Origin of the sequence: Mesorhizobium sp. M1A.F.Ca.ET.072.01.1.1 (assembly GCF_004023325.1) — a bacterium.
In the GTDB taxonomy this organism is placed as follows: Bacteria; Pseudomonadota; Alphaproteobacteria; order Rhizobiales; family Rhizobiaceae; genus Mesorhizobium.
In genome coordinates this window covers 1-16,622 of sequence record NZ_RZSF01000134.1, presented here as the reverse complement: position 1 = coordinate 16,622, position 16,622 = coordinate 1, and the positions used below count along the sequence as shown (strand labels likewise).

The following is a 16,622-nucleotide window of genomic DNA, read 5'->3' as shown; positions in this document are numbered from 1 at the left end:
CCGCTCCAGCGGTCATCTGTCCAGTCGCGCTGGCTGAAATCGAGAATATCGGCCGCGTCCGGACCGAGCGCATCCGCGAGCTCCGCAGTGACCTCGGCGCGCAACGCCGCAGCACCCAGCTTGCGGCAACGCAGCGCCAGCGGCCCACCGATGAAGACGACGAGCGCTGCATGCTCGGCATCCCTGCTGGCATCGCAGGCAAACAGGCCCGGCATGTCGCGCCACATCACCATTCCGCTCAGATCGCGCTCGCGCCAGAACGGCCTGGCATAGCGGACGAGGATCTTGACCACCGCGCCGCTTTCCCAGACGCCAAGCGCCTTCTTCAAGGCCGTCGACAAGGCAGGCCGAAAGTCGAGCCTGTTGGCCGTCGCTGGCGGCAGGGCGAGCAGGACCTCGCGCGCCTCGACGGCGCCGCCGCCGGCGACGACACGAACGCCGGACGGCCCGCGCTCGACGCGAATGACCGGCTCGTTCAGCCGCAGCCGGTCACCGAGATCGCCCGCCAGGTCCGCGGCCAGCGACTGCATGGTCTCGCGCAGAGAATATTGCAGTTCCGGCACTTCGTTGGTGATGCGGCGATCATTGTCGATCAGGTACCATAGCGGCACCTTTTCCAGCGCCAGGCACCACAGTCCTTCGACCATCGAGCGGAAGGCGGCTTTGGCATCTACCGGATCGGTCTGGCGTTCTAGCCAGGAGGCGACGGTCAGCCCGGCGATCGCGGGATCGTCAGGCTCGATCCAGTTCATGCGGTCGCGGATCGCCATCGCGGTCACATAGGTCTGTCCGGCCTGGTCGACCGACATCGGTGGATGGGTGATGAACGCGCCATCGACAAAGGTTTTGACGAAGGTCTTGCCGCGCGCCCTGGCCAGCGCCATCAACTCCGGCATGTCCTCGCACAGGAACTGGCCGCCGCTGTCGATCAGCTCGCCGAGCCCGTTTCGCGCACCTTCCACACGACCGCCGACGCGGCCGCGCGCTTCCAGGACGAGGAAATCGATGCCGGCGCGCTTCAATTCGAGCGCGGCCGACAGGCCAGTGAAGCCGGCGCCGACGATTGCAACGTCGGTGCTTTCGATCTTGCTGTTCAATAGCCGGCCTTGATCTTCTCGAACTCGGCGATCATCTTCAGCTTAAGCTCGGAAGGCAGCGGCTGCTGGAACAGCGTCTTGTCGGCCCATTTTTCCACGTTGTCGTAGCCCTTTTCCTTGAGCACCGCCTGGTCGACACCGGCCATGCCCTTGGCGTTGGCTTGGCCGTAGCCCCAGTCCTTGACCAGCACCTTGGCGACTTCCGGATCGTTGACAGCGTTGAGATAGTCATAGGCCTTGTCAATGTTGCCGGGCGCGTCCTTGAACAGCACATAGCCGCACACCCAGGTCGAGATGCCCTCGTCGGTATCCTTCTTGGACTTGATCGGCACGCCGGCGGCCTGCGATTGCACCGCCGCGTCGTTCCAGGCCCAGGCCAGATCGACCTCGCCGCCTGAGAGCAACTGCACGATGTCGGTGGTATCGGTCCAGTAGGAGCGCACGTTCTTGTGCACCTGGCGCAGGAAATCGGACGCCTGCTTGAACTGCTCGTCCGTCATCTTTGTCCAGTCCTTCAGCCCGATGGCGAGGCTGGCCAGCGCATAGGCGTCGTCGACATTGTCGCCGATCGAGACGCGTCCCTTATACTTGGGATCGGCGAAGGCCTTCAGCGACTGCACGTCCTTCTCGGCGATCTTGTCGGAGTTGAAGGTGAGCTGCGTGTCACCCCAGTCCCAAGGCATGAACCAGGCTTTGCCGTCGGGGGTGGTGGCAAGGTCCTTCATCGCCATGATGCCGGGGTTGAGATCCTTCCAGCCGGCGATCTTGGAGGTGTCGAGCGGCTGCAACAGCCCCGCCTCGCGCCACTTCACCACGCTTTGCGAACACGGATGGCCGAGGTCGGCCTTGAAGCCGGAGCGGATCTTCTCGAATGCCTCGTCCTCATCGCCGAAGAAGGCGAAGGTCGGCGAGTCGCCGTCCTTCTCGACATATTTGCCGTGGAAGCTGGGGTCCTCATAGCCGGACCAGTCGAACACGATGAGGTCCTTGTCGGCGGCAACGGCGAACGCTGACGCCGAAGATGCCAGCGCGCCGGCGAGCGCCAAAGTAAGTGTCAGGCGTCGGCTGAGTTTCTTCATGCTGTTCCATCCTCTTTGGTCTTGCCGGTCTTGCTGGCCGGCTGTTGCTAACTCCGGGCTGTCGTTAATCGTAGTGTTTCGGAAAGGCGGCGGCCAGGAACGCGTTGGCCGCCTGCAGCGCGGTCTCGCGGGTGGTGTCTTCTGTGCCCATCATCAACCGCAGCCACAGGCCCTCGAGCATGGCCGATAGCGCCAGCGCCATGACCTGCGGCTCATAGGCATAGCCGCCCCTTTGCTTGAGCGTCGCGCAGAGGTCGATGAACACCTGCTGGTAGTAGGCGTCGCGCGAGCTGCTCAGCGCCTGGTAGGTCGGCCGCGATTTGGCCTCGCCCCAGAAGGCGCACCAGGCAGCGAGCTTGCGCTTGTTGCAGATCGAGCGATCGAAGTCGGCCCACACCAGCGCCTGCAGCTGCCGCGCCGGATCGTCGCCTGCCTTCTGCAAGGCGGCGCGCCAATGCGCCGAATACTCGTCATACATATATTGCAGCGTGGCTACGAGCAGCTTCTCCTTGCTTTCGAAATGGAAGTTGACGATGCCGCGGGACAGGCCCGCGCCGTCGGCCACATCGGCCATCGTCGTTTCCGCATAGCCGCGCTTGGCCAGTGAATCGATCGTCGCCTCGATCAACTGGAGTTGCCTGACTTCTTTCGAAGCCTTGCGGCCGCGCTTCTCGGCGTCTCCTTTTCGTGCCGGTTCGGGCAAGGCATCCCTGGCCTCTGCATTCTTCATGAGCGTGACGGTCTCCAGCATTGCCGGCTATCCGACCGGCTTCCAACCGCGCAGATGAGTGGGGCGGTGCTCACCACTGTCAAGCACCTTCTGCATCGCCTCCCAGGTCCGGATGTTCTTGTCGACATAGCCCCCGCCGACCGCGGCGGCGAGCGCTTGATAGAGTGGCCCCTTCAGGCGCGCCCGTTCCTCCCGCGCCACCTCGCGGTACCATGCGTTGCGGTCGCGGACGCTGATGTCGCGGAAGCCAGCACGACGCATCGCTTCGGCATAGCGCGCCGGCGAAGCCATGGCAAAGGACAAGCCTTCCGCCGCGAGATAGGCCTTCATATCTGCAGACGGCTCGCCGTCGTGCGAGATCATCCAGTTCGATGCGGCGAAGACGCCGCCGAGCTTCAGCACGCGGAAGACCTCGGCGAACAGGGCATCCTTGTCCCGGACATGCAACAGTGCGTCCTTGGAGAAGACGACGTCGAAGGAAGCATCGGTGAAAGGCAGCAGTCCCGGCGGCGCCTGGACGAAGCTGACGCGGTGCTGGAGACCCTGCGCAGCCGCCTTTCGCTTTGCCGTCTCGATCACCGGCCTCTCGACATCGAAACCGGTCGCATGCGCCGCACCATGGCGCGCGACCAGATCCAGCGTGATGCCGCCGGCGCCGCAGCCGATATCGAGGATCGTCTTGCCCTTGAGCGAGAGGCCTTCGACCACGCGGTCCACTTCGTCCGGGCCGCCCGGCGACAGGTAGCCATCGCCCCAGAGCGCCTCGAGGAAGCGAATGGCCGCGTCGTCATATTCCGGCTCGGCGTTAGCCGTTTCGATCATCGGACTCAGCCTCAAATGCCGAAGTCACCTTCGCGCTAGTGGACACCAGAAATGCGGGGCAAAGCCTAGCGCATCAACGCAGAAACGCAACACCATTTGTTGAACATTCATTCAAAATGGCTGGACAAAAAACCGTGACCCGTGCCAAATTCGGCTGATCGGGGAACAAATCGCACCCAAAAACGGGCGGCCGGAGGGAGGTTGAGCGCACATGAAGGCATGGGACGCGATCGTCATCGGCGGCGGCCACAACGGGCTGGTCAACGCCGGCTATCTGCAGCGCGCCGGGCTCGACGTGCTGGTGGTCGAGAAGAACGACTGGGTCGGCGGTGCGGCCACCAGCCGCGAGCTGACGCCGGGCTTTCTCTACTCCAACTGCTCCTATGTCTGCTCGCTGTTCCGGCCCGAGATCATGCGCGATCTGGAGCTGCCGCGCTTCGGCCTGCAGGTGATCTCCTATGAAGGCGGCGCGGTGTTCACGCGCGACGGCGACTATCTCGCCAACTACCGCGACCACGATGCGCATCGCCGCGAATTCGCCCGCTTCTCCAAGCGCGACGCCGAGGCCTACGACCGCTATTCGCGCGACGTCACAAGGCAGTGCCGCTTCATCCAGCCGCTGTTGATGCGCACCGCGCCCGATCCCACCAGCTTCAAGCCGCGCGATCTTGGCGAGTTGCTTTATCTCGGCAAGAAATTCGCCGGTCTCACCGCTGAGGAAATGGCGCTGACCTTGCGCTTCTGGACGATGTCGATCTCCGGCTTCCTCGACGAGTATTTCGAGACCGACGTCATCAAGGCGAACTTTGCGCTCTCCGGCATCATCGGCACGGCGCTTGGGCCCATGTCGCCCGGCACGGCCTATGTCCTGCTCCACCATTATATGGGCGAGGTCGATGGCTCCGTGGGCGCCTGGGGCTATGCGCGTGGCGGTATGGGTGCCGTGACCAAGGCGCTCGCCGCCTCATTCAAGGCTTCCGGCGGCACGATCCGCACAGGCGCCGAGGTCGAGCGCGTGCTGATCAGGAACGGCAGGGCCAAGGGCGTCGTGCTGGCCGGCGGCGAAGAGGTCCACGGCAAGCTCGTCGTCTCAAACGCCGATGTGAAGCGCACCTTCCTGAAACTGGTCGAGGAGAAGGAGCTGCCCGACATCTTCCTCCGTCGCGTCAGGAACTTCAAGATCCGCGGTTCGTCCGGCAAGGTCAACATCGCGCTCGATTCGCTTCCCCAATTCCCGGCTCTGCCGAAGGATTCGCCGGTCTACCGCGCCGACATGCACTTCACCGATTCAATCGAGCGCATGGAGCGCGCCTATGACGACTGGAAGGCCGGGCGCTGGTCGGCCGATCCCTTCCTCGACATGGTGATCCCGACCACGCTCGACCCGACCATGGCGCCGCCGGGAAAACATTTCATGAGCTGCTTCGTGCAATACGCGCCGCCCAAAATTGGCGGCCGAGACTGGACGGACGCCGACCGCGACGGCTTCGCCGAGAGCGTGGTTGCGCAGATCGCCGAATATTCGCCCGGCTTCCGCGACCGCATCGTCCATATGGAGGTGCGCACGCCGCGCGAGATCGAGGCCGAGGTTGGCCTCACCGAAGGCAACATCTTCCAAGGCGAACTGACCTTCGACCAGCTGCTGTTCAACCGCCCGGTGCCGGGCTACGCGCAATACCGCTCGCCGGTCGGCGGGCTCTATATGTGCTGCTCCTCCACTCATCCGGGCGGCGGCGTCATGGGCGCGCCCGGACGCAACGCCGCCGCCGAGATCCTGCGCGACCTCGCCAAGCCAACCCTGCATATGAGTCCGGCCCATGACGTCATCTGAAACGAATTGGGACGCGATCGTCATCGGCGGCGGCCACAATGGCCTGGTTGCCGCCGCCACGCTGGCGAAATCGGGACGCAAGGTGCTGCTGCTCGAAGCTGGCAAGGAGGTCGGCGGCGCGGCGCGCACCGAGGAATTCGCTCCGGGGTTTCGCGTCTCCTCGGTCGCTCATCTGCTCAATCGCCTGCATCCCGATGTGGTGAAGACGCTGGAGCTCGAGCGCCACGGCCTGAAGATCGAGCGCGGCGATTTCGTGCCCTCGGTCGCATTGTCGAAAGACGGCCCGCTGGTGCTGCACGGCGCTTATGGCGAGGCGCTTACGGGCGCCAGCCCGTCGGAGCAGTCGGCTTGGCGCGACCTGCGCGCGCAGCTGTTGCGCTACGCCGGCGTTTTGAAACCGTTTCTGTCGCGCCGCCCGCCGGACCTTGCCGGCATGTCGCTCGCCGAAATGACCGGGCTCGGCCAGACGGCGCTGGCGCTGAAAAAGCTCGGCAAGGAGGATATGCGCGACTTCCTGCGCGTGCTCTTGATGAACGTCTACGACCTGCTCGACGAGCAGCTTTCCGACGACAGGCTGAAAGGCCTGCTCGCTTTCGACGCGACACTGGGCAGCCATCTCGGTCCGCGCTCGCCGACATCGCTGCTCGGCCTCTACTATCGGCTCGCTGGCGAGATCGGCGGCCTCGCCGGCGCGCAGATACAGCCCAAGGGTGGCATGGGCGCGGTCGTTGCCGCCATCCGCTCGGCGGCCGAGCAAGCGGGTGTTTCGATCCGTCTGGCTTCGCCGGTCGCCAAGGTCGTCGTCGAGAAGGGCCGCGCCCTCGGTGTCGTCACGCAGGGCGGCGAGGCGCTGCGCGCAAAAGCCGTCGTCTCGGCAATCAATCCCGCAACCACGATCCTCGATCTGGCCGGGCCGAGCGAGGTCGACACCGGTTTCGTGCGCAAGATGAAGAACATCCGCATGAAGGGCGATGCGGCGAAGCTTCATCTCGCGCTCGACCGGCCGCCGCAATTTGCCGGCGTCGACGCCGCTGGCCACAAGGGCCGCCTCGTCATCGCGCCTTCGCCGGACCATGTCGAGCGCGCCTTCAACCCGTCGAAATATGGCGAGTTCTCGCCCGAGCCGGTGATGGAGATCACGCTGCCCAGCCTGGTCGATCCTTCGCTGGCACCCTCCGGCGCCTGCGTGCTGTCCGCGGTGGTGCAGTACGCGCCCTATGCGCTGAAACAGGGCTGGACCGCCGGCAAGCCGCAGTTCCTCAAGGCGATCATGGCGCAGCTCGAAGCCTATGCGCCTGGCATCGGCGCCACGGTGCGTCATGCCGAGTTGCTGACTCCGGCCGACATCGAGGCACGCTACCGAATGCCTGGCGGCCACTGGCACCACGGCGAGTTGCAGGCCGACCAGATGTTGATGTCGCGGCCGGTCTCCGGTTGGTCGGGCTACGACACGCCGCTCGAAGGGCTGTTCCTTGCCGGCGCCGGTTCGCATCCCGGCGGCGGCATCTCCGGCGCCCCCGGCCTCAACGCCGCACGCCGCATCATCGCGATGAGGGCATGAGATGATTTCGCCATTCACAAACGCAGCGCTCTACGACGCCAACATGAATCGTCATGTGAAAATCAATTCCGCCCGCACCCTTGCGCAATCCCACTTCCGCACGCTTCGGCTCGACACACCTTTCCAGCCGCGCATTGACGCGATCGCGCTGACAAACGACTGGTACAATTGGGCCGGCTACCGCGCGCCGCATTCGCTCTGGGACGAGGAGCTGGAATATTTTGCCATTCGCAGCCAGGCGGCACTCTTCGACATCTCGCCGATGACGAAATACCGGATCGAGGGTCCGGACGCCGAAGCCTATCTCGACCGTGTCACGCTGCGCGACGTGACCAGGCTGAAGCCGGGCCGCGTCCACTACACCGCCTGGTGCGACGACGAGGGTTTCGTCCTCGATGACGGCACGCTGTTCCGGCTGTCGCCGACGCGCTTTCGGCTGTGCTCGCAGGAGCGGCATCTGCCCTGGCTGCTCGACAGCGCCATCGGCTATGAGGTCAGCGTCGAGGAAGAAACCGAAGCGATCGCCGGGCTCGCGCTGCAAGGCCCAACCTCCTTCGCCATCCTGCGCGACGCCGGCTTTGCCGGCATCGAGCGGCTGAGGGTTTTCGACCTCGCCGACTTCGCGCATGACGGCGCTGCCGTCACCATCTCGCGCACCGGCTTCACCGGCGATCTCGGCTACGAGCTGTTCGTGCCGGCGGACAAGGCGTTGAGCCTGTGGGACCGGCTGATGGCGGCGGGCGGGCTGCGCGGCATCCGCGCCATCGGCTACACGGCGCTCAATCGCGCCCGGCTAGAAGCCGGGCTGATCGTCGCCAATGCCGACTTCACCACTGCCGGGCATGCCATCCGTGCCGACCGCCTGCGCATGCCGGACGAGATCGGCCTCGGCTTCATGGTCGATCCGGACAAAGGCCACTTCAACGGCCGCCGCCCCATCTTCGAAGCGCGGGCGAAGAAGCAGCTGCGCCATGTGCTGGTCGGGCTGGAGATCGAAGGCAACATCCCGGCCGAGCACGCCATCGTCTACTGGAAGAAGAGCCGGGAGGTCGGGCTCGTCAGCGCGGCGATGTGGTCGCCCATGGCCAAGCGCAACATCGCCATCGCCTCCTTGCAACGGCCTTACGGCGATACGGTCGTCGACGACCTCTGGGTCGAGATCTACGCCTTGCGCGAGCTGCGATATCAGAAGCTGATGAAGCGGGCGAAAGTGGTGCCGCGGCCATTCATCAAGCTCGATCGCCGCACCGCCAACCCGCCGGCGGACTTTTGACGTGGAAGGGGATGCGGACAGGCTGGACGCGGAGGCGGAAGCGGCCGAGCAGTGGCAGCTGGTCAACACGCCGCTCGGCGAGATGTGGTCCGGCCGCACCCGCTATGCGGCGGCGATGTTCTTCTTCAAGCGCGGCGAGATGGATGCCGAGACGCTGGAAGTCTACCGCATCTGCGCCCGACTCGACCATGAAGATCCCTTGCCGATCATCCGCGACCGCGGTGTCGGCAAGGAATGGCTAAAGCGCTTGGGTGCGTAAGCCCGCAGCGCGACGGAGCTGCGCTCCTGCTTCGCCCTATGATGGCGACGTTTGGGGGAGCGTTCTGGCCCAATTCCGAACGTCCAAGATTGTCACTTTATCCGATCGTCTTTTCAAGGACACGCAGCCAGTTCCGAAAAGCGATCTTGTCGATCAGCGCGCGCCCGAAGCCGCGAGCGGCGAGCGCGTCGAGGAGCTTCGGCAGGCCTGCCACGTCGCCGATCACCGCCGGGATCATGGCACCGTCGAAATCGGATCCGAGGCCGACGCCGTCCTCGCCCAGCGCCTGCAACAGCGACTCGATGTGGCGCAGCATGATGTCGAGGCTGGTGTCGGCATTCATGCGGCCGTCTTCGCGCAGGAAGCCGGTGGCGAAGTTCAGGCCCACCATGCCGCCCGTTTCGCGGATCGCGCCGAGCTGCCAGTCGGTGAGGTTGCGCGAATGGCCGCAGATCGCATGCACGTTGGAGTGGGTCGCGACCAGCGGCGCGTCGCTGAGCGCGGCGACATCGCGAAAGCCCTTCTCGTTGAGATGCGAGAGGTCGATCATGATCCTGAGCTGGTTGCACGCCTTGACCAGCGCCTTGCCGGCGTCGGTCAGGCCCGGCCCGGTATCGGGCGACGAGGGAAAGCGGAACGGCACGCCGTTGCCGAAGGCATTCGGCCGGCTCCAGACGATCCCCAGCGAGCGGAGCCCCGCGGCATGGAGCAGGTCGAGCATGGCAAGCTCGGGATCGATCGCCTCGACGCCTTCGATGTGGAACACCGCGGCGATCGAGCCATTCGCCATCGCCTCGCGCACATCACCGGCGCTGCGGCAGACGGTGAGCGCGCCGGCGCGCTCGAGCCTGAACAGGATCGAGGCCATGCCGATGGTCGAAGTGACCGCCTCGGCGCGCGGCAGTTCCGGCGGCAGTGGCTCGTTATCGCTTGGCGCCGGCGGCACGGCGCTGCGCTTGGTCTTTTCGATCGGCGGCGGAAAGATCGCGAACATGCCGCCGGCAAAACCGCCCTTTTTGGCGCGCGGCATGTCGATGTGACCGCCCGGCGTGCCCTCGATGAACAGCTTTTCGACATCCGCTTCGTTCGACTGGTAGAGCCTGAGCAGCGTGTCGTTGTGGCCGTCGAAAACGGGAATGAGGTCGGATTCGGTCATCAGGCCATTCGCTTTTTGAGGTGGCGGATCGGGGCGGGAGAATCCCAGGTGATCTGTCTAATTAGGCAAGATGGCCGAACTGCGCAAATGCCAGACGCGTGTTCGCATTTATGGCTGGGCGGCTGCGTCGCTCGCCCCGGTGGACCGGCGCGCAGCGCCAAGACGGTTTAGGGTGCTGCAGCGGAGTGAGACGTCGGTTTTCCGTGGAGCTCCCCGCATCCGGCCGCTTCGCGGCCCCCTTCTCCCCCGGGGGAGAAGGGGAAGACAAGTGCTAATATTTCAGCACGTCGGCCCATTCCGGATGGCGGCGGAACTGGGCGTTGGCGAAGGGGCAGAGCGGGATTATCTTCTTGCCCGCCGCGCGCGCGTCCTCGACGGCGCGGGCTACCAGGCGAAGCCCGGCGCCCTGGCCGCGAAAGACATCCGGCACCTCGGTGTGATCGATGATGAGCTGGTGCTCGCCGACCTTGGTGAAGGTCATTTCGGCCTCGGCGCCGCCTGGTCCGCGCAGCAGGTAGCGACCCTTGGAGCCGCGATCTTCCAGTTCGATCTCGGGTAGCTGGTCAGCCATTTTTCTTGCCTCCTGCGCCGACGAGCGAGAGGGCGAAGAGCCGCCGCGCCGCTTCGATTTCATTCGGCCGCACCTCGTGCCCGCCGTCGTGCCATTCCACTGTGACATCGGCCCCGTCGGCGCGCAAATAGGTCTCCAGCCGCGTTGTCAGGTTCGGCGGGCAGATCGGGTCGCGCCTGCCGGCCGTGATCAGGATGCGGCGCCCGGCAAGGCTGCCCTGCACCTGCGGCTCGAACGGGATCAGCGGATGCATCAGCGCCGCGGCATCGAACAGTCCTGGCTCGGCGAACACCACCGAGGCCAGGATGTTGGCACCGTTGGAATAGCCGAGGCCGAACACCGCCGAGGGCTTTGCCGCTTCGACATGCGCCTTGACGAAGCCGGCCATCTTGGCCGTCGCCCGCGCGAGGTCGTCCATGTCGTAGACGCCTTCGCCGGTGCGGCGGAAGAAACGGGCGGCACCTTGCTCCGACACGTCGCCGCGCGGCGAGACTATCGTCGCCGAAGGCGCGAGCTCGCGACCGAAGCACAGAAGCTGGCTCTCGTCGGCTCCGGTGCCGTGGAAGACGAACAGCAGCGGGCCGCCCGGCGAACCGGGCAGCACTTTGTGGATGTAGGCGTCCTTGCTCATGGCGTCAGTCTTCCAGCTTCTGCAGATGCTGTTCGAGATAGGGTCTCAGATGCTGATGCTGCGTCGGCAGCTTCAACGCCTCGCCGAGATGCGCGGTGTCCTCGTCGCGGTTGAAGCCCGGCTCGTTGGTCGACACCTCGAACAGCACGCCGCCCGGCGTGCGGAAATAGATCGCCCAGAAATAGTCACGATCGATGACCGGCGTTACGCCGTAACCCGTGTCGACAAGCGCCTTGCGCACTTCGAGCTGCCGCGCGCGATCCTCGACCGCGAAGGCGACATGGTGCACAGAGCCGGCGCCGAGATTGGCAAAGCCGGCGCCCGGCTGCGATTCGATGTCGACGACGTCGGCGCCGTTGCCGTTCTTGATCGCCATCCGGCGGATGTTGCCGGACTTGTCGACCTCTTCATAGCCCATGAACTTCAGCAGCTCCTCGGTGGCGCCGCCGTCCTTCAGTCTCAGCGCGACCGAGTGGAAGCCGCGGATCGCCTCATCGGCGGGGACGCCGCCCTTCACCCAGGGCGCTCTGCTGTCGGCCTTGTCTTCGACCAGCGCAAAACTGTCGCCGTCGGGGCCGGTGAAGGTAAGCCGCTTCTCGCCGAAGCTTTCGCTGCGGCCAATACCGCTGACGCCCTTGTCGGCGAAGCGCTTTTCCCAATAGCCGAGCGTGCCTTCCGGCACCGAGAAGACGGTGCTGCCGACCTCACCCACCCCATGCCGGCCCTTGCCGATGTCGGGGAACGGGAAATAGGTCATCACCGAGCCCGGCGTGCCGAACTCGTCGGCATAGTAGAGGTGATAGACGTCCGGTGCGTCGAAATTGACGGTCTTCTTCACCCGGCGCAGGCCGAGCTTCTTGGTAAAGAATTCGTTGTTGCGGCGCGCATCGCTTGCCATCGAGGTAACGTGATGCAGGCCCTTGATCTGATTGAGCACGGTCTTGCTCCTTCCCTATCCTTGCTGCGGCCCTTGCCGCTGTCCACCGCAATATGAGGATAGCGCCTGGCCCGGCAAAGCGACCAAACTCAGAATGGACTGTATCACAAAAGTGAACGGCCATAGGACCGATGTTCACCAATTGATGAAGCTGCCTCCTTGCGCCGATCGGGAAATTTCGGCTCCATGAGCGGTGCACCGTGTTGAGGAGAAGAGTTTGGACAATCGAGTGAGCCGCCCGAATGTTCTTCTCATCACCTGCGACCAGTGGCGCGGCGATTGTCTGTCGGCGGCGGGACATCCGGTGGTGAAAACGCCGAATGTGGATGCGCTCGTGGCCGAGGGCGTGCTGTTCCGGCGCCACTACGCTGGAGCGGCGCCCTGCTCGCCGGCGCGCGCCTGCCTCTACACCGGCCTCTATCAGATGAACAACCGGGTCTGCCGCAACGGCACGCCGCTCGACGCCCGCCATGGTAACATCGCGCTTTCCGCACGCGCGGTGGGTTATGACCCCACGCTGTTCGGTTATACCGATGTGGCGCCGGACCCGCGCCGGCTTGCGGCCGGCGATCCGCGGCTGAGGAGTTATGAAGGCGTGCTGCCCGGCTTCAGCGTCCGGCAGTTGCTGCCCGAACATCAGAAGCAGTGACTGTCCTGGCTGCGGACGCAAGGCATCGACACGAGCACCGGGGTACCGGGCATCCATCGTCCGGCTGGCAAGCAGGGCAAGGTCGGCGATGATGTAAGCAACGCGCCGCCGGTCTATTCGAAGGACCAGACGCCGGCGGCCTTCCTGGCCGGCGAATTCATCCGCTGGCTTGGCGAACAGGAGCAGTCGGCGCCGTGGTTCGCGCACATCTCCTTCATCAGCCCGCACCCGCCTTTCATCGTGCCGCAGCCCTACAACACCATGTACGACCCGGCTGACGGCCCCGCTTTCCGGCGCGCGGCGAACTGGCAGGCCGAGGCGCAAAGCCACCCATACCTCGCATACGATCTTGGCATGCAGAAGCGGACGAAGTTCGTTCCCGGCGTCGAGGGCAAGGTGCGGGATTGGAGCGAGGAGAATTTCCGCCGGATCCGTGCGCTTTACTACGGCATGATCTCCGAGCTCGACGCGCAGCTCGGCCGCATCTGGGAAGCGCTGAAGGCGGCCGACAGTTGGGATGACACTGTGGTTGTGCTCACCTCCGACCATGCCGAGATGATGGGCGACCACTTCATGCTCGGCAAAGGCGGCTTCTTCGACGCCAGCTACCACATTCCGTTGATCGTGCGCGATCCGCGCCGGACAAAAGCGGCCGGCGCATCCATCGATCGCTTCACCGAGGCGGTGGACGTCTTCCCGACCTTGCTCGACCTGATCGGCGCAGCACCCGAACCGCACCTCGACGGCAGGTCGCTGGCGTCCTGGCTCGACGGCGAGGAGCCGGCCGACTGGCGCGACGCGGCGCACTGGGAATTCGATTTCCGCTCGGTCGCCGACGGCGAAGCCGAGCGGCATTTCGGCATCGGCTCACGCGACTGCAACCTTGCCGTCCTTCGCACCGAGGCTTTCAAATATGTCCATTTCGGCGGCGGCCTGCCGCCGCTTCTCTTCGACCTGTCTAAGGATCCGGACGAGTTGAGCAACGTCGCGCACGACCCCGCCCATCTGCCGGTGCGCGTGGAACTCGCCGAGAAGATGCTCACCTGGCGCGCCAACCATCTCGACCAATCACTCGCGCTGGCGGAGCTGACAAAGGACGGAGTGGTCGGCCACGTGAGCAAGACAGCAGGCAGCAGGGAATAGCGAAACGCGTATTCCCTGCTGCCCGCTGCCCGCTGCCTGGTCCCTTACTGCAGGACCATCCTCTGCTTGTCGCGGTTTGCGGCATAGGAGCTCTTGTCGTAGGCTGCCTGCGCCTCCAACTGCTCCTTGGTGAAGTTGGTGTAGAGATACTTATTGCCGTCCTTGTCGGTCATGAACTTCAGCTTATCCATGCCGAGGGCGACTTCCTTCTCGCCGATGCCGAGGAAACCGCCGACATCGATAACCACCGCATCCGGCTTGTTGTCGGGCGTCAGCACGACGTCGCCAATCTCGCCGATCTCGACATCGTTGGCGCCGTATACCGTGGTGCCCTTCAGGTCGTCGACTCTGATGTTGCCCATCGGCATTTCGTTCAACGTCGATTTGTCGATCGAGGCTGTCTTGGTCGTGTCGGTGGCGGCTGTGCCGGCATCGGCCGGCTTGTTCTCAGCCGTCGTATTCGCAGCCGGCGCCGCGGGCTTGGTCTCAGCCGTCGTCTGGGCCGGCTGAGCCGGTTTGGCCTCCTTGTCGGCCGTGGTGTCGGACGAGGTCACGGCAGGGGTGGTCGTTGCCGGAGCAGTGTTCGAAGCCGTGGTGGCTGCGGCCGGCGCCGGATCATAAGCCTTGCGGTTGAAGTCCGGCTGGGCCTCCAGCTCTTCCTTCGTCGTCTCGGCGATCAACCAGCGATCGCCATTCTTCTCCGCCCATTTGGCCTTGGCGAAGTCGAAGGTAACGTTCTTCTCGCCAATGCCCAGGAAGCCGCCGACGCCGATCACGAGGGATTCGGCCTTGCCGTCCTTGGCAAGAACGATGTCGTTGACGTCACCGATCTTTTGGGCGTCGTCGGCGGTCCCGTTATAGACCGACTCGCCCATGATGTTGGTGGCGAGATTGCCTTCAGCCTTCTCTACCGGCTGGGCCGGCTGCGCGGGCGCTTGCGCCGTTCCGGTGTCGGTGGTCGCAGGCTGCGTGGCATCGGTCGTTTGCGCCGGGGCCGGATCATAGGCCTTGCGATCGAAGGCCGCCTGTGCGTTCAGCTCGTCTTTGGTCGTCTTCGCTACGAGCCAGCGGTCGCCGTTCTTCTCGGCCCATTCCAGCTTGTTGTAATCGAAAGCGACATCCTTGGTGCCGACGCCAAGAAAGCCGCCGACGCCGATGATGACGGATTTTACGTTGCCGCTTGCATCGAAAACGACGTCATCGACCTTGCCGATGTCTTCGGCATCGTCGCCGGTCCCATTATAGACGGACTCACCGATGATATTGGTCATCAGCGCCCCGTCTGCACGTACTACTGGAGCTTGGGTCTCGGCGGCGGGCGCGGGGGTTTCGGTGGCGGGCGCCTGCGCCGGTGCAGGCGTTGTGTTCTGCGCAATGGCCCCGGTTGCTAGGAGGGTTGCAAGCGCGGTCGTTGCAAAAAGAGTGCGGATCATGATCGTCTCTCCTCGTGCCTGATTTCCTACGCGCCGCGTTCGCGGCCTCGCACAAGGCAAGGGCGAGCGCGGCAATATTCCACGATTTCACAACGTCGTGAGGGGAGCCTTGTTCCAAACGGCGCCCGTCCACGGCGCTTGACTTGCTCGCTGACGCGGAACCTTCGGCGGCCCCTTTCCGTTTCAGCCTCCGGCTGAGAGCTCGTTTTTGGCCTAACAATAGCAGGACGGAGAGGGGCATGCGGTTTGCTGCGGTGCTGAACAAGGACGGGGGCACCCTGCGCACGACCGATGTTGCAGCCTTTGCCGACCGGGTCCGCGAGCTTCTGGAAGCGGCCGGCCATTCGGTTCAGATCGACATCGTTGCGGGCGGCGAAATCGCCACGGCTTTGGAAAAGGCCATAGCCAGGCGCACCGTCGATGTCGTGCTGGCCGGAGGCGGCGACGGAACGGTGTCCACCGCCGCCTCGCTTCTGATGAACAAGAAGAAGGCGTTGGCCATATTGCCGGCCGGTACGATGAACCTTTTCGCGCGCAGCCTTGGCATCCCCCAAACACTGGAGGCCGCCTTGAAGGCCTTTACCGACGGCGAGGTCAAGGCTGTCGATATGGCGACCGCGAATGGCCGTCCCTTCGTGCATCAATTTTCTATCGGCATGCATGCCAGAATGGTCCAGCTCCGCGAGAAGATGGATTTTGGCTCGCGGCTGGGAAAGATGCGGGCGTCGGTTCGCGCCGCATGGGCAACGATCAAGAACCCGCGCACCCTCAAGGTGACCTTGACCATCGGCAAGACCGACATCATCACCCGCGCGACCGGAATTGGCATCAGCAACAATCTGTTCGGCGAGGGCCATCTGCCTTATGCGGACAATCCGGCCGGCGGCGTGCTTGGCATCTATGTCAGCGTTGCGCGCCGGCGCCGTGACTTGGTAAAATTGCTGCTTGCCATGCTGCGCGGCCGGTGGCGCCAAAGCGAACATGTCGAGATCCACCAGGCTGACAAAGCCGTGCTGAAAATTCATTCCTCGCCGACAAAGTTCAAGGCGGTGATGGACGGAGAGTTGGTCAAGCTGGAACGCGAAACCACAGTCGAGATCCATCCAGCAACCCTTAACGTGCTGGTCCCTAGAAGCAGCGCGCAGGCAAAGGCAGCCTGAATGAAGCCAAGACCTCAAAACTACTGTGTTTGACCGCTGGGAGCAGGCGCCTGCTCGGTCCCTGGAGGTTGTGGGACGTGCTGCTGCTCGGTGCTCGGCTCTTTGATCAGCACGCCATAAATCTCGGCTACGCCCCAGGCGATGAATACCAGCAGCAGCCCGGCGACGAGAATCCTGAGCGCATGCCAGCCCCAGTGCCCCTGGCGGGCTTCGTTTTCAGGAACGGTCTTGGGCATTGTCGGTCTCCAGGTGTGGGGGCGCGCACGCCGAGCACGGCATGGTCGGGTAAC

At 64.4% G+C, this 16,622-nt stretch carries 15 protein-coding genes and 1 pseudogene; 6 read left to right on the top strand and 10 right to left on the bottom strand.

Annotated features, from left to right (window positions below):
- From EOA32_RS19060 to EOA32_RS19045, 4 genes are all read right to left on the bottom strand, one after another.
- Window positions 1–1,097 (bottom strand): flavin monoamine oxidase family protein (locus EOA32_RS19060; protein WP_145971317.1); only part of this gene is annotated, 1,097 nt, incomplete at its 3' end.
- Complete coding sequence (locus tag EOA32_RS19055) at window positions 1,094–2,176, bottom strand: ABC transporter substrate-binding protein (protein ID WP_128372563.1); 1,083 nt, start codon at window positions 2,174–2,176, stop codon at window positions 1,094–1,096. The genes EOA32_RS19055 and EOA32_RS19060, both read right to left, overlap by 4 nt.
- 64 nt (window positions 2,177–2,240) lie before the next feature.
- Complete coding sequence (gene betI, locus EOA32_RS19050; protein ID WP_095782481.1) at window positions 2,241–2,927, bottom strand: transcriptional regulator BetI; 687 nt, start codon at window positions 2,925–2,927, stop codon at window positions 2,241–2,243.
- 6 nt (window positions 2,928–2,933) lie between these two features.
- Window positions 2,934–3,728: a class I SAM-dependent methyltransferase gene (locus EOA32_RS19045; protein ID WP_128372562.1), complete on the bottom strand. Its 795-nt coding sequence runs from the start codon at window positions 3,726–3,728 to the stop codon at window positions 2,934–2,936.
- A 211-nt stretch (window positions 3,729–3,939) separates the two neighbouring features.
- Here EOA32_RS19045 and EOA32_RS19040 point away from each other — a divergent pair, with 211 nt between their 5' ends.
- From EOA32_RS19040 to EOA32_RS19025, 4 genes are read left to right on the top strand one after another with little or no spacing between them, the layout of a single operon-like run.
- Window positions 3,940–5,559: an NAD(P)/FAD-dependent oxidoreductase gene (locus tag EOA32_RS19040; RefSeq protein ID WP_128372561.1), complete on the top strand. Its 1,620-nt coding sequence runs from the start codon at window positions 3,940–3,942 to the stop codon at window positions 5,557–5,559.
- Window positions 5,546–7,120: an NAD(P)/FAD-dependent oxidoreductase gene (locus EOA32_RS19035; protein ID WP_128372560.1), complete on the top strand. Its 1,575-nt coding sequence runs from the start codon at window positions 5,546–5,548 to the stop codon at window positions 7,118–7,120. The genes EOA32_RS19040 and EOA32_RS19035 overlap by 14 nt, the downstream gene beginning before the upstream one ends.
- Window positions 7,121–7,163: 43 nt before the next feature.
- Window positions 7,164–8,393, top strand: a complete 1,230-nt coding sequence (locus tag EOA32_RS19030; protein ID WP_095778216.1) for an aminomethyltransferase family protein — start codon at window positions 7,164–7,166, stop codon at window positions 8,391–8,393.
- 1 nt (window position 8,394) lies between these two features.
- The gene (locus EOA32_RS19025; protein ID WP_082980657.1) at window positions 8,395–8,652 is read left to right on the top strand and encodes a hypothetical protein; all 258 of its coding nucleotides are present in this window, start codon (window positions 8,395–8,397) and stop codon (window positions 8,650–8,652) included.
- A 97-nt stretch (window positions 8,653–8,749) separates the two neighbouring features.
- Here EOA32_RS19025 and EOA32_RS19020 read toward each other — a convergent pair whose 3' ends face one another.
- The 4 genes from EOA32_RS19020 to EOA32_RS19005 form a co-directional block, all read right to left on the bottom strand.
- Entirely contained in the window at window positions 8,750–9,808 is a 1,059-nt protein-coding gene (locus tag EOA32_RS19020; RefSeq protein ID WP_128372559.1) for a dipeptidase, read from the bottom strand.
- A gap of 271 nt (window positions 9,809–10,079) precedes the next feature.
- The gene (locus tag EOA32_RS19015; protein WP_128372558.1) at window positions 10,080–10,379 is read right to left on the bottom strand and encodes a GNAT family N-acetyltransferase; all 300 of its coding nucleotides are present in this window, start codon (window positions 10,377–10,379) and stop codon (window positions 10,080–10,082) included.
- Window positions 10,372–11,010 carry an alpha/beta hydrolase gene (locus EOA32_RS19010; RefSeq protein WP_128372557.1) on the bottom strand — a complete coding sequence of 213 codons (639 nt, stop codon included), beginning with the start codon at window positions 11,008–11,010 and terminating at the stop codon, window positions 10,372–10,374. Before EOA32_RS19010 ends, EOA32_RS19015 begins: the two co-directional genes overlap by 8 nt.
- Window positions 11,011–11,014: 4 nt before the next feature.
- The gene (locus tag EOA32_RS19005; protein WP_128372556.1) at window positions 11,015–11,947 is read right to left on the bottom strand and encodes a VOC family protein; all 933 of its coding nucleotides are present in this window, start codon (window positions 11,945–11,947) and stop codon (window positions 11,015–11,017) included.
- Window positions 11,948–12,164: 217 nt separating this feature from the next.
- Between EOA32_RS19005 and EOA32_RS19000 the strand changes: the two are divergent.
- A pseudogene (locus EOA32_RS19000) lies at window positions 12,165–13,739 on the top strand (alkaline phosphatase family protein).
- 44 nt (window positions 13,740–13,783) lie between these two features.
- Here the strand turns inward: EOA32_RS19000 and EOA32_RS18995 are convergent.
- Window positions 13,784–15,172 carry a PRC-barrel domain-containing protein gene (locus tag EOA32_RS18995; RefSeq protein ID WP_095828404.1) on the bottom strand — a complete coding sequence of 463 codons (1,389 nt, stop codon included), beginning with the start codon at window positions 15,170–15,172 and terminating at the stop codon, window positions 13,784–13,786.
- A 239-nt stretch (window positions 15,173–15,411) separates the two neighbouring features.
- Here EOA32_RS18995 and EOA32_RS18990 point away from each other — a divergent pair, with 239 nt between their 5' ends.
- A complete protein-coding gene (locus EOA32_RS18990) occupies window positions 15,412–16,332 on the top strand; it encodes a diacylglycerol kinase family protein (RefSeq protein WP_067002137.1) in 921 nt (306 codons plus the stop codon).
- 20 nt (window positions 16,333–16,352) lie between these two features.
- Here the strand turns inward: EOA32_RS18990 and EOA32_RS18985 are convergent, their stop codons facing one another.
- On the bottom strand, window positions 16,353–16,568 hold the full coding sequence (locus EOA32_RS18985; RefSeq protein ID WP_067002134.1) for a hypothetical protein: 216 nt from the start codon (window positions 16,566–16,568) through the stop codon (window positions 16,353–16,355).
- Between the last annotated feature and the right edge of the window lie 54 nt (window positions 16,569–16,622).